The following is a 22,343-nucleotide window of genomic DNA, read 5'->3' as shown; positions in this document are numbered from 1 at the left end:
TCTTCTCATAATTTAGGTTTATAATTGGTTAGTAAAGGCCCCTGCCCATCAGGGGCTTTACTTGTTTTAAGGGGTTTTGGATTAAATTGTTATTAATTTTTAATCGGCAGTCTTTTTTTTGAAAAAGCAATAGGTCATCTCAACTGTAATTTAATGCGTTTGTTGCAAATGTAATAACGGCCGCATATGCCTAACTACCGGATGGACTTAAAATACGCCATAGATAGCATACTGATACATGAATTGATATGGATATTTTGTTTTTAAGCTCTATTAGTTAATCTGGTAAAAAAGGGGATTTTGACTAATCGCGGGAAGGTTGCAAAAAGTGCCCAGCGGGAAAAAAAGCAGGCCTTTAGAAATCAATCTAAAAGCCTGTTGTTCAATCAGTGGAGAATATCGGAGTCGAACCGATGACCTCTTGCATGCCATGCAAGCGCTCTAGCCAGCTGAGCTAATCCCCCGTTTCGGGTGGCAAATATATAATTTTAAGTATTAAAAAAGAATTTGATTTTAAAATTAGTTGTCGGGCTTGAAATCATTATCCAATATTAATTGCATAAATTTCAAATCGAGCCAGTTGTTAAATTTATAGCCCACCTGTTTAAAGGTACCTATTTCTGCAAAGCCCAATTTTTGGTGCAGGCTAATGCTTGCTATATTATTGGCATCTACGCCGGCAATTATGGTATGTATTGGTTTTTGCTTAACGGCTTCAATAAGGTGTAGTAAAAGGCTCCTTGCTATCCCTTGCTGCCTGTAAGCTTTGTGCACATATACCGAATGCTCTATGGTATATTGATAAGCTGCCCAGGCCCTGAACGGTCCGTAAGTTGCAAAGCCTGTAATCTTTCCATTCACTTCGGCAACAAAAACAGGTATGTTATGTCGGTTTTTTTCTTCCATCCATTCCAGTCTCATGTCAATGGTGTGTGGTTTATAGCTATAAACCGCAGTTGTATTTAAAATAGCGTCATTATAGATATCAAGAATATCACCGGCATCTTTTATTGATGCCGGTCGAATGATCAGACCGTTGATGTTGTTGTTCATATATCTTTATTCATGGGAGGCTACATAAATATATACATTGTGAATTACAAGCGAATAATTTAAGTGAAACTTTAAAATGGATGGCATGAACCCTGGGCTAAATATCGCGGAGAATAATGGACGCTTACTCGGTTGAGGGCGATATCAAAAATTGATTATTTAAGCGCAGGCTCATTCGTCTGCAACCCCGCTCGTTAGCATTGGCACATGCACCTTTCGCCATCAGTTTGTAAATTAATTCCTGACATCTATGGTGAGTAGGCCGACTGAAAAGCTAAAAGAATGTTTTATCGGTGCCATGAAGCTCCGGGTCATCAGATAATAGCAGCCATAAGAGGCGTTTTCTGAGCAAATACCATAATCGTAAATTTTTTTAATCAACAATTTCGTATTGTTGCGATGTAGAATGAGCTTGTTGCAAAAATATATTAGTTATTATAGCTTGTATAGCAAATTATATTGCGCTAATTTTATGACCAGTAGAATCTCAGATTACTTTTGCCTCAAATCTTATATCTCACATCTCAATTCTGTATCAATTACTTAACTTAGCGCCGTTAAAAACACACAATGAAAAGAGATAAACTGATATTTAAACTTTTGGATGAAGAGCAGCAACGCCAGGAAGAGGGTATTGAACTAATTGCATCTGAAAATTTTGTAAGCCGTCAGGTAATGGAAGCGGCAGGTTCTGTTGCTACCAACAAATATGCCGAAGGTTTGCCTGGCAAACGTTATTATGGCGGTTGCGAGGTAGTTGATGAAATTGAAACCATTGCTATTGAGCGTGCAAAACAGCTGTTTAATGCCGAGTGGGCAAATGTGCAGCCACATTCTGGTGCGCAAGCAAATGCTGCTGTTATGCTTGCCTGTTTACAGCCTGGCGATAAAATATTAGGTTTTGATCTTTCGCATGGTGGCCACTTAACACATGGTTCGCCGGTAAATTTTTCGGGTAAATTATACGAGCCTCATTTTTACGGTGTAGTTAAAGAAACCGGCTTAATTGATTACGATCAGCTAAAGAGAGTGGCTTTGGAGCAAAAACCAAAACTGATTATCTGCGGTGCTTCTGCCTATTCACGCGATTGGGATTATGAATTTATCCGTGCCGTTGCCGATGAAGTTGGCGCTTTGGTGTTGGCCGACATTTCGCATCCATCAGGTCTTATAGCGCGCGGTTTGCTGAAAGATCCGCTTCCGCACTGCCATATCGTTACTACAACTACACATAAAACCTTACGCGGGCCGCGCGGTGGTTTAATTTTGCTGGGCAAAGATTTTGAAAATCCTTTCGGTGTTAAAACCCCTAAAGGCGAAACCCGGATGATGTCGTCATTATTAGATATGGCTGTGTTCCCTGGTACTCAGGGAGGCCCGCTGGAGCACATCATTGCGGCTAAAGCCATTGCTTTTGGCGAGGCTTTGAGTGATAGCTACATGAAATACATTGTACAGGTAAAAAAGAATGCCGAAGCTATGGCCGAAGCATTCGTGAAACGTGGTTACCAGATTATTTCAGGCGGTACCGACAATCACCTGATGCTAATTGATTTGCGTAATAAAAACATCACTGGCAAGGCCGCCGAGAATGCTTTGGTTAGCGCCGATATTACCGTAAATAAAAATATGGTGCCTTATGATGATAAGTCGCCGTTTGTAACATCTGGTATCCGTGTTGGCACAGCGGCTATCACCACCCGCCATATGAAAGAAAAGCACATGGAGGAGATTGTGGAGCTGATAGATGCAGTACTTTCTGACCCTGAAAACGAACATTCTATCAAGAAAATTCGTAAAAGGGTACACAAGCTGATGCACGATTTTCCATTATATCGCGAAGAAGGATCAKAATAAATGGCAGCAGAGCAGCGTGGATTTATAGATAATGAGAAAGAGCGTTTAACCGCGCTGCAATCATACCATGTGCTTGATACCCTGCCCGAAGAAGAATATGACGCTATAACGCGCCTGGCATCCTATATATGCCAGGCGCCTTTAGCTTTTATCACTTTTATTGACGATGACCGGCAATGGTTTAAATCAAAAGTTGGCCTGCAGGTTGATTATATCCCCAAAACTGAATCTTTTTGCCGCCACACTATTTTGGGCGATGATATAATTATCGTTCCGGATGCTACCAAAAATGATTTATATGCCAATACCGACCTGGTAAAAGGCGATATGGGTATTAGGTTTTATGCCAGCGCCCCTTTAGTTGACCCACAAGGTCACCGCATAGGAACGCTTTGTGTTTTTGATCAGAAAATAAAGTCTCTGAACGCCGAGCAGGAAGACGCGTTAAAAACACTTGCCAAAGATGTGATGTCGCACCTTGAATTGCGCAAGCAAAAGCGCGAATTGGAGCGCAACCTGCAAATTCATAAAGATTTTTACAACCTGTTTGATAGTTCGCCCGATGTTCATTGCATTATGGACAGGGACTTTAATATTGAACAAATTAATCGTTCGGTTGATACGGTTTTGGGTATTAGCCCGGATAGCGCCATTGGACAGCCCATCTGGAACTTTTTTCCTGAAGAGGAAAAGCTTCGCACTTTAAATGTGCTTAAAACAGGGCTAAGTAAGCAACAACGTAAATTTGATATAGAAACTATTGTTTGGGCACCCAAAGAAGCTATTAAATGGGTAAGCTGGTCGGTTAAATTTAGTGGTGATAAATGGTTTGCCAGTGGACGTGATATTAGTTATCAAAAACATATTTCACAGGAGTTGGAGCAATTGGCCCYGGTAGCCAGTAAAGTTAGTAACGGCGTTGTAATAAGTAACGCCGCCGATGAGGTTGTTTGGGTAAATGATGCATTTGAACACATTACCGGCTTTACCTTAGCCGAGATTGAAAATAAATGGTTGGGTGCCACGCTCAAAGGTACCGTTGTAGATGCCGCCGCAGAGGCAAAATTGCTTGCTTCGATAAAAAATAAGGAATCATATGAGGTTGACCTTTTAATAACTCCAAAAAGCTGTAAGCCTTTATGGGTTACAATTATTAATTCTGTTATACGTAACAGTGGGGGCGATGTTGATAAATATATCAGGGTGATTATTGATATATCGGTACGTAAAAAAGTTGAGCAGGACCTGGAGATATTATCGTTTGCAGCAAGGAAATCGCCCGGAGGGATATTTATCCGGGATATCGAGGGGCGGTTTATGTGGATGAACCAGGCCCTTGAAGATATTATCGGTTATTCATTTGCCGAGCTGGAAGGCAAGGCAATTGGCACATCGTTGTTGGGTAAGGACTCGGACCTGAGCGTTTTTGAAGGCGCTGTGCAGGCCGTAAAAGAAAACCGGCCTTATGAGGTTGAAATAAAAGTATACAAAAAAGACGGTACACCAATATGGGTCTGGCTATCAAATAGCCCGATATTTAATGAGGTAGGTAAAGTTGACCGGCAGATAGGGGTGATGGTTGATATTACTGAACGTAAGAAGGCCGAGGAAGAACTTACCCTTTTATCCCTTGTGGCAAGTAAGGTTACCAGCGGCATTGTTATTAATAACAGCGAGGGCCGGGTTGAGTGGGTTAACGAAGCTTTTGAGAAAATTACCGGGTACCAGATAAAAGAGGTGCGGGGGAACCACCTGGGTGACGTATTGAAGGGCGCGCTAACAGACGTTGCAATTATTGAACGGGCGCGAGAGCTATCACGAAATAAACAATCTTTTGAGGTAGATTTGCTTGTTTACCGCCGTGACGGACAACCTTTGTGGGTATCTGTCATCAACTCGGTAATATTGGATGCTAAAGGTAAAGTTGATAAATACGTAGAGGTAATTATTGATATTACTGAGAAAAAGAAGGCCGAGATTCAATTAATTGCTGCCAAGGAAGAGGCGTTGCAACTGAGTAGGGCCAAGGATATGTTTATCTCGGTAATGAGCCACGAAATCCGCACGCCTTTAAACGCTGTTATTGGTATGTCGCACCTGCTGATGGATGAAGACCCGCTGGAATCGCAGAAAGAAAACCTGGCTATTCTTAAATTTTCGGCCGAGAATTTATTGACGTTGATTAACGATGTGCTTGATTTTGCCAAGATGGAGACAGGCAATGTGGAGCTTGAGCGTGTACGTCTTGACCTGCGCGATATGGTGCAAAGCATCAACAATTCATTGCAATACAAAGCAGTCGAAAAAAATATATATCTTAGCAGAAGCGTCGACGATGATATACCATCAATTGTTTTGGGTGACCGGACCCGCTTAAGTCAGATAATTTTAAACCTCGTGAGCAATGCGGTTAAGTTTACCGAAGAAGGTGGTGTCAATGTCGATCTGAAGGTTATCCAGGAAACTGATAAGGATGTAAGGATCAGGTTTTCGATCACAGATACGGGGATAGGTATAGCGCCCGACAAAATAAATGTGATATTTGAGCAATTTAAACAGGCTGAAGCTGATACTACGCGTAAGTATGGGGGCACTGGTTTAGGGCTGGCCATTAGTAAGCGCCTTATTGAACTACATGATTCGCGTATAAATGTGGATAGTGTACCGGGACAAGGTTCCACCTTTTGGTTTACCATTACTTTTGACAAAGCAGATAAGCAATTAAATACCAATAATAATAAAGTGGAAGAAGGACTAAAAATTAACGTTTTAGTAGTTGATGACAACCAGATAAACCGGTTATTAATTAATAAAATCCTTAAAAAATGGGGCGCCGATGCAGACTTTGCCGAAAACGGGCTTGAGGCAGTAAACAAGGTGACCGCCAACCAAAATTATAACGTAGTATTGATGGATATACACATGCCCGAAATGGGTGGGTTGGAAGCCACCCAGGTTATCCGCTCAAATCCCGAACCGTATTTTCAGCAATTACCTATTATCGCTTTAACCGCATCTATGTTAAGTAACCAGATGGGCGAGATCGACAATGCAGGCATGAACGACTATATCCTGAAACCATTTGATCCAAAAATCCTTTTCGAGAAGCTGAGCAGGTATCAGCATCAATAGGCCCCCCAGCCCCCTAAAGGGGGAGCTAAATGAACACCGCCGCAAATAGCTGCCGCGAGCTTCCAGCTTGTGGTTGCACATGGTTTCAGCTTTCAGCCGAACTTACTGACAGGCTAAACCGCATAGGCAATAGTTGCAATACTCAGCCTCAGGCCAGTTACTTTCAATAACTCAATCCCACAAGCTTCCAGGGTTGATCCTGTAGTTACAACATCATCTACCAGTAAAACGTGCTTGCCTTCCAGTTTTTCAGGCTTAGCAACTGCAAATACTTCCTGCATGTTTTCAAACCGGGCAAAGCGCGATTTGTGGGTTTGAGTTGCAGTGGCAACCTTCCGTATTAAGTTATCCAATTCAATGGGAGCTGTCAACTTATCAGCCAATCCATCGGCAAAACAAGCGCTTTGATTATAGCCGCGTTCTTTTAAACGTTTTTTATGCAAGGGCACGGGGATAATATAATCTACAGTATTAAAAATCGGGTTCTCTTTTAATTGGCCGCCGGCAATGTTTCCGGCAAGGTTACCAATCTGTTTCATGCCGCTGTATTTAAAATGGTGCATCAGGTTTTGCACATTGCCTCCTTTATTAAAAAAATAGAGGGCATAGGCAGCCTCAACCTTTATTTTACCATAAAACTGTTGTGCAACAATGTTATCAGGCTGTGTATGAAAGTTGGTAAATGGTAAATTATACCGGCAATCCGAACAAATGATATGCTCACCGGTTACCAGGCTGGCATTGCACGCGGGGCAAAGCTGGGGGAAAAACAACGAAACAAAATCGGCAAGGTAGCCGCCTGGTAATTTCATGGCCTTAATGTAAGGCACATTTTTTTAAACTTCTACAGTTTTTGATTTTTCTTTAATAGCAAGCTGACCGCATGCCGCGTCAATATCTTTACCGCGGCTACGGCGAAGATGGGTATTGATTCCCTGTTTAGTTAAATAATTGGCAAAAGCCTCCACTTTATCCTCGTCGGCATTAATATAGCTGGCGAAAGAAATCGGGTTATACTCTATGATATTCACTTTGCAAGGCAGGTGCTTGCAGAATTTGGCAAGCTCCATAGCATCCTGGATGCCATCATTTACACCATCAAAAATAATATACTCGTATGTTACCGGGTTTTTGGTTTTGGCGTAATAGTATTTAAGAGCTTCGGCAAGCGCTTTTAGCGAGTTTTGCTCGTTAATGGGCATAATCGTGTTACGCTTCTCGTCGTTAGCGGCGTGTAACGAAAGTGCAAGATTGAACTTTACTTCATCATCGCCAAGTTTTTTTATCATTTTGGCAATACCTGCAGTTGATACAGTGATACGCTTTGGCGACATGTTTAGGCCGTCCTCGGCAGTAATACGCTCTATCGAGTCCATTACATTTTTGTAATTAAGTAATGGTTCGCCCATTCCCATGTATACGATGTTTGATAGCGGGATGCCATAATTTTCGCGGGCTTGCTGGTCAATCAGTACCACCTGATCGTATATTTCGTCGGGATTAAGGTTTCTTTTACGCTCCATATAACCCGTAGCGCAAAATTTACAGGTAAGGCTACAACCCACCTGCGACGACACACAAGCCGTCATTCGGCCCGGAGTTGGAATTAAAACGCCCTCAATTAGGTGAGTATCGTGTAAAATAAAAGAATTTTTTATAGTTTTATCAGCACTAACCTGTGATGTGTTTATTTTAACGTTGTTGATAACAAAGTTTTCATCAAGTTTAGTGCGCAGTTCTTTTGAAATATTGCTCATTTCATTAAATGAGAAACATGATTTTTTCCAAAGCCATTCATAAACCTGCTTAGCTCTGAAACTTTTTTCGTCCATACGAATAAAATGTTCCTGTAAAGCGTTCAAACTCAGGCTGCGGATGTCTATTTTGTTTTTTGCAATATTCACGTTGCAAAGGTACTTAATTTAAAAAAATGTTTTTCTTTTTTTAAAGTCATTCTTTTCGACGGTAAAAAAACAATAACTAAAAGTTAATTGTATTAATTTGAACTGGGCATATTTTAGAAAAACGTTTTTAGACAGATACCAAAGTTTAACAGATGAATGAAAAGTTTTAGAGCCGATTACGTTTTTCCAGTTTATGCCGATCCGATTAAGAATGGAATTGTTACCGTTGATGATGTTGGTAAAATAATTTCGGTTACAGATTCAAACAACCCGCCAGATAGCCCGATAGAAAATGTTAGCGGTATTATTTGCCCCGGGTTTGTAAACACCCATTGCCACATTGAACTTTCTCATCTAAAAAACAAAATTAAGACAGGCGGTGGCCTGGTGTCTTTTATAAAAGAGGTTCAGGCCTTCAGAAACTCCGATCAGCAACAGGTAGCCGACGCTATTGAAAAGGCCGATCAGGAAATGTACAATAATGGCATTGTTGCTGTTGGCGATATTTCAAATACCAATTTAAGTATTCCGGTTAAAGCCAAAAGCAAACTATATTATCACACTTTTGTAGAAACTTTTGGTTTTTTACCGCAAAATGCCGCTGATGTTTTTGATAAGGCTACGGCATTGCTTAATGAGTTTAAACCTCAGTCGGTTTCTGTAACACCACATGCTCCTTATTCGGTTTCGAAGGAGTTGTTTAAGCTCATCAGGAAACATAGTGAAGAGGGGCATAACCTTATTAGCATTCACAACCAGGAGTGCGAAGACGAAAACAAGTTTTATCGCTATAAACTCGGCGGATTTTTAGACCTGTACCAGCATTTTGGTATCGATATCAGTTTTTTTAAGCCACAGGCGCGCAACTCTGTACAATCAATAATACCGCTGCTTACCAATAAGCAAAAGGTTTTGCTTGTGCATAACACCTGCACCAATTTAAAAGACATCTATTTTATCAAACGTTTTGACCGTAAAGTGAATTTTTGCTTTTGCCCTAACGCCAATATATATATTGAAGGCAAACTGCCTAAAATTGAACTTTTTGTTGATCAGGGCTTTAATATTACCCTGGGCACCGATAGCCTGGCATCCAACGATAGCTTATGTATATTGAGCGAAATGCGTGCTATTCAAAAAAAGTTCCCTGCTTTGAGTACCGAAAGGTTAATAAAATGGGGTACCCTTAACGGCGCTGAGTTTTTAGGTATCGATGATGAAAAAGGCTCGTTACAAGTTGGCAAAACCCCCGGCCTTAACTTAATAACCGGACTTGATGGTTTAAAGATAACTCCGGAGAGTAAAGTGAAGAAATTAATTTGAGAATTTGAAGATTTGAGAATTTGAAAATGAGAAGAAGTTAATTTGAAAATAAGCAACTTTGCAGCTGAATTTTCAAATCTTCAAATTCTCAAATTTTCAAATTAGAATGATGAAACATCTCAATATAACAGTTAAAGGCAAGGTACAGGGCGTTTCCTTTCGTAAATCAACAAAGGCAACGGCCGATCAGTTGGGCGTAAAGGGCTTTATTTTAAATGAGCCGAACGGCGATGTATTTATTGAAGCCGAGGGCGACGATTTTGCGATGGAAATGTTTATGGACTGGTGCAACGAAGGCCCCGAATACGGCGAAGTAACTTCTGTAGAAACCCATGAGGGCGAATTAAAAAACTATCGTAATTTTGAGGTTGTAAAAAGGCGCCCGTAGTTGTAACGGATAGCAAATTAATTACATTGAACATCAACATTGTCAACCGCTAAAAAATTTGCCGGGCAAACGGCCATCTACGGTTTAAGCACTATCATTTCCCGGATGATTTATTTTGTGCTTACGCCAATTTATACCCGCACCCTTTCGGTAGGCAGTAATGGCATATTTACAACTATGTATGCCAAAGCGTCTATAGTAAACGCTGTATTGGCATTTGGTATGGAAACCACCTACTTCCGGTATCTGCAAAAAAAAGCCGATAACAAGCAACAGGTTTACAATAACGCTTTTGGCGTGGTTATAGTAGTCGCGCTTATCTTCCTGCTTTTAAGCTTTTTATTTTTAGATAGCATTATTAACTATATGCAGGCAGGTGTAAAAGCCGATCATGCCGATTATGCTTTCTATGTTAAAAACTTCCTGGTTATTTTGGTGTGCGATGCTTTTTGCGTTATTCCGTTTGCCAAAATCAGGGCCGATGGCCGACCAGTTAAATACGCATTTATTAAATGTACCAACATCGCGTTCGTGATGTTGCTTAACCTGTTTTTTTTATTTGGAGTGCCTTTTATAATTGAGCATCAGCTACCTGGCGCTCACTGGATGGTTGGCTGGTACAGGCCGCATTGGGTTGGTTATGTTTTTTTAGCCAATGCCATTGCCAGTATTTTAACTGTTGTTCTGTTGCTTCCCGAAGTGTTGAAATTGCGGTTAAAATTCGATGGTGCCATGTTCAAGGATATGTTTATATACAGCTGGCCTGTATTAGTAGCCAACATTTCGTTTATCATCAACGAATCGGTAGATAAAGCGATGCTTAAACAAATGCTGCCGACAGCAATTAGCGATCAGCAGGTAGGCATTTATGGCACCTGTGCAAAAATCGCCTTGTTCCTGAGTTTGTTTATACAGGCATTCCGGTTAGGTGCCGAGCCTTTCTTTTTCAGCCATTCAAAAAATAAAAACTCCGGTGATACCTACGCCCGTATCATGACTTATTTTGTAATTGCAATGGCAATGATTTGTGTTGCACTTACAGCCAACATCGATATTTTAGCCACTTTTATATTTGGCAGGCGCACTGCGCATAATCAATATTGGTTGGGGTTGGGCGTTGTGCCGCTATTGTTGTTTGGCTATGTGGGCCTGGGTATTTATGTAAACCTTTCGGTATGGTATAAGCTTTCCGATCAAACAAAATATGGCCTTTACATCTCAGGAATCGGCGCTATATTAACACTTGTTTTAAACTGGATATTTATTCCAAAATACAGCTATATGGCATCGGCTTGGGTATCGTTAATTGCCTACGCAACCATGATGGTTTTATCATACCTGTGGGGGCAAAAAAACTATCCTATTCCCTATAATCTTAAAAAATGCCTGGCATACGTTTTAATATCGATAACGTTGGTATACCTTTCATTTTCGGTATTCAATCATAATATTTTTGTGGGGAATGTACTTTTTCTGTTATTTGCCTTAGGCGCATTTTATTTTGAACGCAAGGAACTAAAGATTATCTTTAAAAGATGACCATCAGCATAATTAACAAATCGAACAATAGTTTACCTGCTTACGAAACGGCGCATGCCGCAGGTATGGATTTAAGGGCCAACCTGGAGCAATCCATCCGGTTAAACCCCATGGAGCGTAAATTGGTGCCAACAGGTCTGTATATCGAATTACCAGTAGGTTTTGAGGCGCAGATACGGCCACGTAGTGGTTTGGCGTTTAAACATGGGATAGGTATTGTTAATTCGCCGGGGACCATTGATGCCGATTACCGGGGCGAAATAAAAGTATTGCTGATTAATTTGGGTGCAGAATCGTTTGAGATTAACCATGGCGACAGGATTGCCCAGATGGTAGTTGCCAAACACGAAACCGTAAGCTGGACCCAGGTTGAGGTATTGAATGATACCACCAGGGGCGAAGGTGGTTTTGGACACACAGCGGTAAAGTGAAATAAAGCAAGAGGTTAGAGTCAAGAATTAAGCCTTTTTGAAAATCGGCAAGGGGTAATGAGCGGTAATTTTAGTGTAGATTTGAATATGAGGGATAAGGATTTAAGATTTGGAAATACAATAAACAGGACATGGCACTTGCAAATTGCAGCTGTCTTGATTCTTGGTTCTTGCTTCTTGCCTCTTCACCTCACGGCTCAAACCACTGCTGCCCCAAAACAAATGGGTAGCCTGGATAGCAGCGAAATCAGGCAGTTATTTTTCTCGGCTTTGCGCGAAAAAACGGTAGAAAACCTAAAACACGCTTCGGAGTTGTTTGAACGGGTAATACAGGCCGATCCGGGGAATGATGCATCGCTATACGAACTGGCTAACCTGAAAAAAATACAAAACGATTATATCGGCGCACAACCGCTGCTTGAACGCGCTGTTGCCGTAAAACCCAATAACGAATGGTATTGGAGCGCACTTGCCGATAGTTACGAAAAAAGTAACAACATTAGCAAACTGGAGAACGTGTTTAACCAGCTTATCCGCCTTAACCCAAACAAGCCCGAGTATTATTTTGATAAAGCCAACGCGTTCGTCATCTTGAAAAGATATGACGATGCGCTAAAAGTTTATGATCAGTTAGAGCAAATTACCGGGCCCAGCGATGACTTGTTAGGTAGCCGTCAAAAAATTTACCTCAAACAAGGCAAAGTTGACCAGGCCGCGGCCGATGTTGAAAAAGCGATAGCCAATAACCCCGGTCAAATTCGCTACTACCTGTTACTCTCGGAGATATATAACTCAAACGGATTTGGCGATAAGGCTTTAAAAGTTTTGCTGCAAGCCGAGAAGATTGATCCGGGTAACGGCATGGTACACCTGGCGCTTGCCGATATTTACCGCGAAAAAAAGAATAACGATGCAAGCTATAAAGAGCTTACACAGGCCTTTGCCATTCCCGAAGTAAGCATCGATCAAAAAATAAGGATTATAACCGGTTATTACCCCAAATTTCCGGATCCTAATGCCAAAGCCAGCGCGCTTGAATTAAGCCGGATACTTACAATTACGCACGCTAAGGACAGTAAAGCTTTTGCCATGTATGGCGATATGCTGCTGCAAAGTGATAAATTGAAGGAAGGAAAAGATGCCTACCGAAAATCGATAGAGCTGGACGGGCAGGTATACCAGGTACATGAGCAGCTGGTGCGCATTGAATTAAGTATGAACGACTTGGATGGCGCTGTTAAGGACGGAGAGAATGCACTTTCCCTGTTTCCGAACCAGGCCTGGATGAATTATTTGGTAGGCGTAGCATGGGCACAGAAAAAGGATTTTAACAAAGCGCTGGGCTATGTTAAAAATGCAACTTCATTAGAAATTCAGGATAAGGAACTACTTTCGCTCAGTTTTTCGTTATTAGGCGATTGTTATCATGACATGAAGAACAACAAAAGTTCCGACGATGCTTATGATAAGGCACTGGCTGTTAATCCCGATAATGCATATACCTTAAACAATTATGCTTATTATTTATCGTTAAGAAATGAAGCTTTGGATAAAGCGGCGCAAATGTCTGCGCGGTCAACCCAACTGCAGCCCAATACGGCATCATTTGAAGATACATATGCATGGATACTGTTTATGCAGAAAAAATACCCCGATGCCAGGGTGTGGATGGAAAAGGCATTAACACACGATAAAGATAAAAGTGCGGTTAAGTACGAACATTATGGCGATATTTTGTTTTACCTTGGTAAAACAGATGAAGCTGTAGATAACTGGAAAAAGGCCAAAGGCTACGGCGATCAATCGCCCGTATTAGATCGAAAGATAAATGAAAAAAAATATTTTGAATAGGTTACTGATAGTTTTCGCTTTGCTGGCCATAGTAAGTTGTAAAGCACGCAAGCAGGTTATGGTAACCCGCAAAGCCGATACCGTAGCCAAACCTGATAATAAGATAAATACAAAACTGGCTGCTATTAAAGCACAGCAGGTAAACTTTAATACGTTTTCGGGTAAGGCCAAAACAAACCTGGATATTAACGGCAACAGCAATGATGTAACACTTAATATTCGCATAAACAAAGGCAAAAAAATATGGGTATCAATTACAGCGATATTAGGCGTTGAGGTTGCCCGTGCTGTAATTACGCCGGATAGCATTTTACTAATAAACCGGCTGGAGGGTGTTTACCTGAAAAAGCCGTTTAGCTACGTTTATGCCTATGCCAGCAAACAGGTGAACTACAAAACTCTCGAATCATTGCTGATAGGTAATGCGATACCCGAGCTGCTTACCGAAAACGCTGATTTTGCAACCGCCAACGGCAATACCACTTTAAGCGGCAGCCTTGATGATTTGCTTTACAAATTGATAGTTGGGGCCGATAATAAAGTAACGCAAACCAACCTGAACAACCAAAACGAAGGGCAATCATTACAAGTGGCTAATAATACATTTATACAGGCCAATAACCGTATACTGCCATCACAGATAGATATTGCATCAGTAGTAAAAGATAAAAAGATCCACGTAAACCTGCATTATACCAAGGTCGATTTTGACCAGCAACTGGAATATCCATTTAGTATTCCGGATAGATATGAGCCGGCCAAATAATTCCTATTTTTGTTTGATGAAATTTTTAAAAGCAATTCTCTTTTTTATAGCAGTACTTATTGCCGTTGACGCACATGCACAAAGCAGTGCCGAGCTAAAGCGCAGGCGCGATAAATTATCAGAAGAGCTTGACCAGTTAAATAAGGATTACCAGGAAACATCAAATAATAAAAGAGCTACATTAAAACAACTGAGCTTATTAAAAGCGCAGATAAACTTGAGGGAAGAGAAGATAAATAACATTAACTCGGAGGTAAGAAATTTGGATAGCCAAATCTCCGAAAGCAATAATACCGTACATAGCTTACAAAGCCAGTTGGATCAGCTAAAAAAGGAGTACGCGGCGATGATACTTTTTGCCTACCGTAACCAAAGCGCTTACAATAAGCTGATGTTTATTTTTGCATCAAAAGATTTTAACCAGGCTTACAAACGATTGAAGTATTTACAGCAGTTTGGTGCCTATCGTGAGCGCCAGGCTGGTTACATACAGGGAACGCAAAAAGAACTGCATGTAAAAATAAACGAGCTTGATAAAACCAAGCAGGAAAAAAGCAATTTGCTCCAAGATCAGGAAAAGGAAAAGAAAACCCTGGGAGCACAAAAGAACGACCAGGTTAAAGTGGTTAAAGACTTGTCGCAACATGAGGGCTTGTTAAAGCAACAACAAAAAGATGTTCAAAATAAGCTGGCCAAAACAAACCGCGAGATTGCAAGTGCTATTCGCCGGGAGATAGAGGAAGCGCAGCGTAAGGCTGAGGCAGAGGCAAGGGAGGCAGCAAGATTGGCCGCGGCTAAAGCCAAAGCCGAAAATAAGCCGGCACCTGTAGAACGTAAAGCCGTTGTAAAAACAAGTTCAGGATATTTGAACGCCACACCAGAGGCGGCCAAACTATCTAACGACTTTTTGGGCAATAAAGGCCGTTTGCCATGGCCGGTAACCAACGGTATTATAACCCAAGGATTTGGAGTTTTCACAAGTGAAGGTATCCGCAGTGAAAACACAGGGGTGGATATCAGAACCAACGCGGGCAGCGCGGTGAGGGCGGTGTTTGAAGGCGAAGTGATAAGGGTAGTTGACGTAAGCGGTACTTACCTGGTAATGATTAAGCATGGTGAGTATTTTACAGTATACGGCAACTTACGCTCGGTTACGGTAGCAAGGGGGCAAAAGGTGTCAACAAAACAAAATTTAGGTGTTGTTGCAACCGATCCATCAACCGGCGAAACTGAGATTAACTTTGATATATATAAAGCTAAAGAAGCGCAAAATCCTAAGTTTTGGCTGGCGCCTAATTAGTTGTGAATCAAAAAGAAGAATCAAGAATTAAGAGTCAAGAATCAAGACAGAAAATAATAATAGGCTAAGTTATGCTCAGCTTAGCTGAAGAGACAGCTTACAAGGCGGTAAATTAATATAAAACTTTTTTGCAGCTGTCTTGATTCCTCTCTTAACTTTTGATTCTTAATTATAAAGATATTAATTGTTTATATTTGTAACCTTAAAAAAAATGCAATGCTAAGTACAGTTTTTTTATTTTTAAATATTGGTACAGGCGAGATGGTACTGATACTTTTTGCAGCATTAATGCTATTTGGAGGCGAAAAGCTTCCGGGTATGGCGCGCACGTTAGGTAAAGGCCTGCGCGATTTTAAAGATGCATCTGAGGATGTTAAGCGCGAAATCAATAACCAGATCAATAATTTCCAGGAAAAACCGGAGGCTACTAAAACCGTTGAGCCGGTAATTGAAGAGCATGTAACACCGCTTATTGAAGAACATTCGGTTGATGAAACACCTGTTGCCGAAAGCATCGAACATCATCCAAACCCGGTGATTGCCGAAAATAAAGTTCCGAATACAATCCCTGCGGCCGAGTTTCACGTAGGTACTGATCAGGAAACGGTTACCGAATCAAAAATCGACCTCAGCAAACACTAAAAAAACTGCCTTGGCAGTTTAATAAAAGAGCATTCTATCATTAATAATAATATTAACTTATATAAAAACTTAAAATCATGGGTTTAGGGGCACCAGAAATTATTCTAATCATCTTGGCAATTCTTTTATTATTTGGCGGTAAAAAAATACCCGAACTAATGAGAGGCTTAGGAAAAGGCGTTAAAGAATTTAAAGACGCGCAAAACAACGAAGGCACTTCTACAGAAGAAAAACCGAAAGTATAATACCTTAAGAGGTAATACTTTTAGCAGCTTTATTTACCATATAAACTTATCTGTTGAATTAATTTGTTATTTCAACGGATAAGTTTTTTATTTTAGCCCCATGGCTAAATTTTATTCCTCTTTAACCGAAATAAAGAGCGGGTTGCAGCGTGCGGAAATTACTGTTCAGGGTTTGGTAAAAAACTATTTGGGCGAAATTAAGAAGAACGCCCACTTAAACGCTTTTAATGAAGTGTTTGAAACAGAAGTGCTTATCAATGCCAAAAATGTTGATGAGCGAATAAAAAACGGAACAGCCGGCAAACTGGCCGGTATGGTTATAGCCATAAAAGACAACATTTGCTACAAAGGGCACCAGGTAACGGCCTCGTCCAAAATCCTTAAAGGTTTTACTTCAATATATTCGTCAACCATAGTTGAACGCCTGCTTGCAGAAGATGCTATAATTATAGGCCGCTGCAATTGCGATGAATTTGCTATGGGCGGCTCCAATGAAAACTCATTTTATGGTCCGGTAAAAAACTACGCCGATCAAAAAAGGGTATCGGGTGGGTCATCAGGCGGTTCGGCAGTTGCTGTACAGGCCAATATGTGCCACGCAGCCATTGGTACCGATACAGGCGGATCAGTTAGGCAACCGGCTGCATTTTGCGGGGTGATAGGGTTTAAACCCACTTACGGCCGTATCTCCAGGCATGGTATTATAGCCTACGCCTCGTCATTTGACCAGGTTGGGCCAATTACCCGGTCGGTTGAAGACACCGCCTTGTTATACGAAGTTATGGCAGGCCCCGATGACTACGATAACACATTAATTCAGCAGCCGGTATCGCCAATAACCGTGGATACTCAAAAACCGGGAAAGAAAAAAATCGCCTATTTACAGGAAGCTCTGTCAAGCCCCGGCGTTAATGCCGAGGTTAAGGACGTTCTGGTACAATACATTGATAAATTACGCGCCGAAGGCCATACGGTAAAACCCATAGCCTTTGAACAATTAGATTACCTGGTGCCTACTTACTATATATTGGCTACGGCCGAAGCCTCATCAAACCTGGCGCGTTTTGATGGCGTGCATTATGGTTACCGCAGCCCGGCAGCTGATGATTTGCAATCAACCTATAAACGGTCGCGTTCTGAAGGTTTTGGCAAAGAAGTGAAGCGACGTATTATGCTGGGCACCTTTGTACTAAGCGCCGGTTATTATGATGCCTACTATGCTAAGGCCCAAAAAGTACGCAGATTAATAAAAGAAAAAACCGAAGAGATACTAAACGAATACGATTTTATATTGATCCCAACCGCTCCGGAACCAGCCTTTCCGATAGGCGCTGAAGAAAAAGACCCGGTGGTAACGTATCTTTATGACATTTTTACCGTACAAGCATCATTAGCCGGTGTACCTGCCATATCATTGCCCACCGGCAATAATAGCAAGGGTTTGCCGTTAGGTTTACAATTATTAACGAAACATTTTAACGAACAACAACTGTTAGATTTTGCTGAATATTTCTTAAAGCTGTAAAAAAGCCATATTTTAGTAAAATTAACCGATGCAGGAAGCATCATTACTTAATCAAATCCAACGAATGAAGAGATTATTTACGCTTACCATCTGCCTGTCGCTGTTACAAATTATTCAAGCTAATGCCCTCCCGTCTGCAAAGCAAAGTCATCATTTTGCTGCTTTTCATGGCGAAATTAATGCCGATACCATCATTTTGCCGGTTATAAATCACCCGCTGCCAATGGGCGCGCAAGGCAATATTTATAAGCGCCGTCTTGACTCGATCAAGAAGGATATTCAGCTTGATTACAATGAGTATGTACAAAGCTACATTGAGCTATACATGCACAACCGCGATGAAATGGGCCAGGTTGCCGGCCTTACCAGGTATTACTTCCCAATTTATGAAAAGGCTTTTCATGATGCCGGGATTCCCGACGAGATAAAATTTTTATCGATAGTTGAATCCAAACTTGATCCAAACGCGGTATCAAGGGTAGGGGCAACAGGTTTGTGGCAATTTATGGGCACTACCGCAAAAATATATGGCCTTAACATGAATGAGTATGTTGACGAACGCCGCGATCCTATCCAGGCAAGTTACGCCGCCGCAGCCTATTTAAAGGATGCCTACCAGGAATTTGGTGACTGGCTGTTGGCCATAGCATCATACAACTGCGGGAAAAGCAATGTGGAGCATGCTATGGAAAAAGCAGGTGGCGGAAGCGATTTTTGGGCTATACGCCAGTATTTGCCTGCCGAAACCCGTGGTTATGTACCTGCTTTTATTGCCATGAATTATGTGATGAACTATTTTGGTAAGCACAACATCGTAGCGCAAGCCTGCAACTTTTCGTTGAAGACGGATACTGTTATGGTTAAAAAGTTTGTATCGTTAAGTAATGTTGCCCGTGCTTTAAATGTAGGCATCAGTGAAATAACCATCCTTAACCCGGCTTATCGCAGGTTAATTGTAAACGGTACGCCAAAAGCCCCGCGCAGGCTTATCCTGCCGCAAACCGCTAAAGAGAACTTTGCTGCTTTATATAATGTATTAAATAGTGCCGGTGATGCGGTGGCTCCTATGGAGTTTGCCAGGCTAGCCCCGGTTTATGCGGTAGCGGCCCCTGCCGCCCATCCGGCTTATGTGGATGTGCCAAAATCTGATCGAAAGATAACTACCTATCATAAAGTAAAAAAAGGGGAGACCCTGGCGGGTATAGCCGATTTGTTTGGCTGCGAGGTACACGATCTTAAAGTATGGAACAACCTGGAGAGCAACCGCGCTCCTGTTGGTAAAACAATAAGGGTTGCCGCCGGCGGTGATATCTCGGCAAGTGTATCTGCGGATACGAAACCGACGCTGTAAACACAGGATAATATCCGCTTAAACAATAGCCCGATTTTGACATGTTTCAAAACCGGGCTATTTTATTTCAGGTTACCATAAAAAGAATTGTAATTTTGGGCGCTTGAATTTTGAGAAGATGAACAAGAACAACCGTAAACAGGACGCGCTGAATTACCACTCCATGGGCCGCCCTGGTAAGATACAGGTAGTGCCCACCAAGCCTACCAATTCGCAACGAGATTTAACCATGGCCTATTCGCCTGGTGTTGCCGAACCCTGCCTCCGCATAGCCGAAAACGTTGACGATGTATATAAATACACCGCCAAAGGTAACCTCGTAGCTGTTATCAGTAACGGTACCGCCGTGTTAGGCTTAGGTAATATTGGTCCCGAGGCCAGTAAACCGGTAATGGAAGGTAAGGGCCTGCTGTTTAAAATTTACGCCGATATTGATGTGTTTGACCTGGAGGTGAATGCCAAAAGTGTTGATGAGTTTGTGGCGATAGTAAAAGCGCTTGAACCTACATTTGGTGGTGTAAACCTTGAGGATATTTCGGCCCCAACCTGTTTTGAGATAGAGCGCAGGCTTAAAGCCGAAATGAACATCCCTGTAATGCACGATGACCAGCACGGTACGGCTATTATATCGGCCGCTGCTTTGATGAATGCCTGCGAAATTCAAGGCAAAAAACTGGATAAAATAAAACTGGTAGTTAATGGTGCAGGTGCCGCCGCGGTATCCTGTTCAAAAATGTACCTTTCCATAGGGGTCAAAAAAGAAAACCTGGTGATGTTTGATATCAACGGTGTGCTCGATCAGCACCGTACCGATCTTGACGATATCAGGATGGAGTTTGCCACCACCCGTACCGATGTAAAAACATTATCGGATGCCATGAAAGATGCAGATGTATTTGTTGGCTTGTCTGCCGGTAATGTGGTTACCCCGGCCATGCTGAAATCGATGGCTAAAAAGCCGGTGGTTTTTGCAATGGCTAATCCCGTTCCCGAGATTGATTATGATTTGGCAACTGCCGCCCGTGAGGATATTATCATGGCAACCGGCCGATCAGATTATCCTAACCAGGTAAATAACGTGTTGGGTTTCCCGTACATTTTCCGTGGCGCGCTTGATGTAAGGGCTACCGCCATTAACGAGGAGATGAAGATAGCCGCCACTCACGCTATTGCCGAAATGGCCAAAAAGCCGGTCCCCGAAGCGGTGAACCTGGCTTACAATATCACCAACCTTAAATTTGGCAGGGATTACATCATCCCGAAACCGATGGATCAGCGGTTGATAACTGAAGTATCTATGGCGGTTGCTAAAGCAGCTATCGAATCGGGCGTTGCCCGTAAGGTAATTACCGATTGGGATGCCTATGCAGAGGAGCTAAGATCACGTTTAGGTAACAACGATAAACTGCTGCGCAACCTTACCAATAAGGCTAAGCAGAGCCCTAAAAGGGTAGTGTTTGCCGAAGCAGATAATTATAAGATCCTGAGATCGGCCCAGATAGTAAAGGACGAAGGTATTGCTACCCCGATATTATTGGGTAACATAGAAAAGATAAAACGAATCCTGCGTGAAAACGAGCTTGACCTTGGCGATGTGCAGATCATCGATCCACGCGAGGGCTGCGAAAACATGGACGAATACGTTAATTATTTATACAATAAACGCCAGCGCCGCGGCATTACCTTGTACGAGGCCAAAAAACTGATGGTCGACCGTAATTATTACGGCGCCAGTATGGTGCAGTTTGGCCGGGCCGATGCGCTGATTTCGGGTTTGACAAAAGATTACGTGAGTACCGTAAAACCGGCACTGCAAATTATTGGCACCGAAGAAGGCGTAAACCGCGTGGCGGGTATGTATATGATGATAACCCCTAAGGGTCCTGTGTTTTTTGGCGATACTACTGTAAACGTGAACCCAACGGTGCAGGAACTGGTAGATATTACTGTACTCATAGAGCGCTCGGTAAAACGCTTCAACATCACCCCCAGGGTAGCTTTATTATCGTACTCCAACTTCGGATCAAATGAGGGTGCAATTCCCGAAAAAACAAGGGAAACGGTAAAAATATTGCACGAAAAATATCCCGATATGGTTGTTGACGGTGATATGCAGGCAAACTTTGCCTTGAACTCGGATCTGCTGGCCGATAATTTTCCATTCTCTACGTTAAACGGAAAGCCGGCCAATACGCTGATATTTCCTAATCTTGAATCGGGTAACATTGCTTACAAATTGCTTCAGGAAATTGGTGGTGCCGAGGCGGTTGGGCCCATATTGTTAGGTTTAAAAAAGCCGGTGCACGTACTGCAGTTAGGCAGCTCAGTTCGCGAGATTGTGAACATGGTTACCATTGCGGTAATTACGGCACAGGCTAAAGCAGAGAACCAATAGTTTTTTGATAAACAAAAGAATAAAATAATATTTATGTACGATTATATTAGTGGTAAACTGGTTTTTAAAAGCCCATCGCATGTTGTTATTGATACGGGTGGTGTAGGTTATCATATCAATATATCGGTAAATACATATTCAAGGCTTGGCGCCGATGAAAGCTGCAAGCTATATATATGGCAACATGTAAAAGAAGATGCGCTCACCCTGTACGGTTTTGCCGATGATGGTGAGCGCCGCTTGTTTATGCACCTGATCTCGATATCCGGTATCGGGCCAAATACAGGCCGCATGATGCTATCTTCTATAACGCCGGCCGAGATACAGGCCGCTATTGTAAGCGGTAATGTTTCCCTTATTCAGCGTATTAAAGGGATAGGTCCAAAATCGGCACAAAGAATAATTTTAGAATTGCAGGATAAACTGCGCAAGGAAGGCCCGGATACCCTAACCGTTGTGCCAATAAATAAAACTGCTAAGGATGAAGCACTTACCGCCCTGGTAATGCTTGGCTTTGCCCGCAATACTGTCGAAAAAGTATTAGAGCAGGAAATGAATAAAAATAGCGGCGATTTAACTGTTGAACAACTAATTAAATTTGCTTTAAAAACCCTATAATTACGTATAAATTTCGACTTGAC

At 42.0% G+C, this 22,343-nt stretch carries 18 protein-coding genes and 1 tRNA gene; 15 read left to right on the top strand and 4 right to left on the bottom strand.

Translation table 11 applies throughout. The features are described from left to right. Positions 1 to 390: 390 nt before the first annotated feature. Together AC1DU2_RS25930 and AC1DU2_RS25925 are read right to left on the bottom strand one after the other, a co-directional pair. Positions 391 to 464: transfer RNA gene (locus AC1DU2_RS25930), tRNA-Ala, on the bottom strand. A gap of 55 nt (positions 465 to 519) precedes the next feature. After that, on the bottom strand, positions 520 to 1,053 hold the full coding sequence (locus AC1DU2_RS25925) for an N-acetyltransferase family protein (protein ID WP_477388000.1): 534 nt from the start codon (positions 1,051 to 1,053) through the stop codon (positions 520 to 522). 570 nt (positions 1,054 to 1,623) lie between these two features. On the opposite strand from AC1DU2_RS25925, the gene glyA reads away from it, so the two are divergent. Together glyA and AC1DU2_RS25915 are read left to right on the top strand one after the other, a co-directional pair. Further along, positions 1,624 to 2,910, top strand: coding sequence for a serine hydroxymethyltransferase (glyA, locus tag AC1DU2_RS25920; protein ID WP_477387998.1), 1,287 nt, complete (start codon positions 1,624 to 1,626; stop codon positions 2,908 to 2,910). Beyond that, on the top strand, positions 2,911 to 6,042 hold the full coding sequence (locus tag AC1DU2_RS25915; RefSeq protein WP_477387996.1) for a PAS domain S-box protein: 3,132 nt from the start codon (positions 2,911 to 2,913) through the stop codon (positions 6,040 to 6,042). It begins immediately after the preceding gene. A 113-nt stretch (positions 6,043 to 6,155) separates the two neighbouring features. Here AC1DU2_RS25915 and AC1DU2_RS25910 read toward each other — a convergent pair whose 3' ends face one another. Then, positions 6,156 to 6,854 (bottom strand): ComF family protein, encoded by a 699-nt coding sequence (locus tag AC1DU2_RS25910; protein ID WP_477387994.1) that lies wholly within the window; start codon positions 6,852 to 6,854, stop codon positions 6,156 to 6,158. 24 nt (positions 6,855 to 6,878) lie between these two features. Further along, entirely contained in the window at positions 6,879 to 7,940 is a 1,062-nt protein-coding gene (gene rlmN, locus AC1DU2_RS25905; RefSeq protein ID WP_477361195.1) for a dual-specificity RNA methyltransferase RlmN, read from the bottom strand. 162 nt (positions 7,941 to 8,102) lie between these two features. Here rlmN and AC1DU2_RS25900 point away from each other — a divergent pair, with 162 nt between their 5' ends. From AC1DU2_RS25900 to ruvA, 13 genes are all read left to right on the top strand, one after another. Beyond that, entirely contained in the window at positions 8,103 to 9,269 is a 1,167-nt protein-coding gene (locus AC1DU2_RS25900) for an amidohydrolase family protein (protein WP_477387992.1), read from the top strand. Positions 9,270 to 9,375: 106 nt separating this feature from the next. Next, positions 9,376 to 9,657 (top strand): acylphosphatase, encoded by a 282-nt coding sequence (locus tag AC1DU2_RS25895; RefSeq protein ID WP_477387990.1) that lies wholly within the window; start codon positions 9,376 to 9,378, stop codon positions 9,655 to 9,657. 39 nt (positions 9,658 to 9,696) lie between these two features. Next, entirely contained in the window at positions 9,697 to 11,196 is a 1,500-nt protein-coding gene (locus AC1DU2_RS25890) for an MATE family efflux transporter (RefSeq protein WP_477387988.1), read from the top strand. Beyond that, positions 11,193 to 11,627: a dUTP diphosphatase gene (gene dut, locus AC1DU2_RS25885; RefSeq protein WP_477387987.1), complete on the top strand. Its 435-nt coding sequence runs from the start codon at positions 11,193 to 11,195 to the stop codon at positions 11,625 to 11,627. The genes AC1DU2_RS25890 and dut overlap by 4 nt, the downstream gene beginning before the upstream one ends. Before the next feature lie 222 nt (positions 11,628 to 11,849). Beyond that, entirely contained in the window at positions 11,850 to 13,478 is a 1,629-nt protein-coding gene (locus tag AC1DU2_RS25880) for a tetratricopeptide repeat protein (RefSeq protein ID WP_477387985.1), read from the top strand. Next, positions 13,456 to 14,244, top strand: a complete 789-nt coding sequence (gene lolB1 / locus AC1DU2_RS25875) for a lipoprotein insertase outer membrane protein LolB1 (protein WP_477387984.1) — start codon at positions 13,456 to 13,458, stop codon at positions 14,242 to 14,244. The genes AC1DU2_RS25880 and lolB1 overlap by 23 nt, the downstream gene beginning before the upstream one ends. A gap of 16 nt (positions 14,245 to 14,260) precedes the next feature. Next, positions 14,261 to 15,544: a murein hydrolase activator EnvC family protein gene (locus AC1DU2_RS25870; protein ID WP_477387982.1), complete on the top strand. Its 1,284-nt coding sequence runs from the start codon at positions 14,261 to 14,263 to the stop codon at positions 15,542 to 15,544. A gap of 216 nt (positions 15,545 to 15,760) precedes the next feature. Continuing rightward, positions 15,761 to 16,186, top strand: a complete 426-nt coding sequence (locus AC1DU2_RS25865; protein ID WP_477360984.1) for a Sec-independent protein translocase subunit TatA/TatB — start codon at positions 15,761 to 15,763, stop codon at positions 16,184 to 16,186. 77 nt (positions 16,187 to 16,263) lie between these two features. After that, positions 16,264 to 16,431 (top strand): twin-arginine translocase TatA/TatE family subunit, encoded by a 168-nt coding sequence (tatA, locus tag AC1DU2_RS25860; RefSeq protein ID WP_147055904.1) that lies wholly within the window; start codon positions 16,264 to 16,266, stop codon positions 16,429 to 16,431. Between the two features lie 100 nt (positions 16,432 to 16,531). Next, positions 16,532 to 17,956 carry an Asp-tRNA(Asn)/Glu-tRNA(Gln) amidotransferase subunit GatA gene (gene gatA / locus AC1DU2_RS25855; protein WP_477360986.1) on the top strand — a complete coding sequence of 475 codons (1,425 nt, stop codon included), beginning with the start codon at positions 16,532 to 16,534 and terminating at the stop codon, positions 17,954 to 17,956. Between the two features lie 64 nt (positions 17,957 to 18,020). Continuing rightward, positions 18,021 to 19,307, top strand: coding sequence for a lytic transglycosylase domain-containing protein (locus tag AC1DU2_RS25850; protein ID WP_477387979.1), 1,287 nt, complete (start codon positions 18,021 to 18,023; stop codon positions 19,305 to 19,307). Positions 19,308 to 19,425: 118 nt separating this feature from the next. After that, complete coding sequence (locus AC1DU2_RS25845) at positions 19,426 to 21,702, top strand: NADP-dependent malic enzyme (protein WP_477360990.1); 2,277 nt, start codon at positions 19,426 to 19,428, stop codon at positions 21,700 to 21,702. A 33-nt stretch (positions 21,703 to 21,735) separates the two neighbouring features. Then, a complete protein-coding gene (gene ruvA, locus AC1DU2_RS25840) occupies positions 21,736 to 22,320 on the top strand; it encodes a Holliday junction branch migration protein RuvA (RefSeq protein WP_477360992.1) in 585 nt (194 codons plus the stop codon). Positions 22,321 to 22,343 lie beyond the last annotated feature (23 nt).

Source organism: Mucilaginibacter sp. P4_C11 (assembly GCF_056402115.1).
Note: the sequence above shows the minus strand (reverse complement) of the source record. Positions and strands in the feature narration are given on the sequence as shown.